This is a genomic window from Amycolatopsis sp. SID8362 (assembly GCF_010550475.1).
GTDB lineage: Bacteria > Actinomycetota > Actinomycetes > Mycobacteriales > Pseudonocardiaceae > Amycolatopsis > Amycolatopsis eburnea.
The window spans coordinates 1-244 of the sequence record NZ_JAAGNB010000330.1 but is presented as its reverse complement, the minus strand read 5'-3'; the positions used below and the strand labels follow the sequence as shown (position 1 = coordinate 244).

Annotated in this window: 1 protein-coding gene; it reads left to right on the top strand. The window is 74.6% G+C overall.

The window, feature by feature from the left end:
• A partial coding sequence (locus G3I65_RS10705; RefSeq protein ID WP_160695957.1) for a glycosyltransferase occupies positions 1-206 on the top strand: 206 nt, incomplete at its 5' end.
• Positions 207-244 lie beyond the last annotated feature (38 nt).

The window sequence follows — 244 nt, the reverse complement described above, 5'->3', positions numbered from 1 at the left end:
GGCTGCTCGTCCGCCCGCGCGAGCCGCGGGAGCTGGCGTCCCGGGTGCGGCGGCTGCTCGACGACCCCGCGCTGCGCCACGCCTACGGGACCGCGGGCCACGACCGCGCGATGGCCCGCTACTCGTGGGACCGCGTCGCGGCCGACACGCTGCGGGCGTACCACAAGCTGGTCCCCGAGCCCGCGGTTGCCGCCGAGGCCCGCTGACCCCGGTCTTGCGATGTAGTGAATGACTCATTCATGTC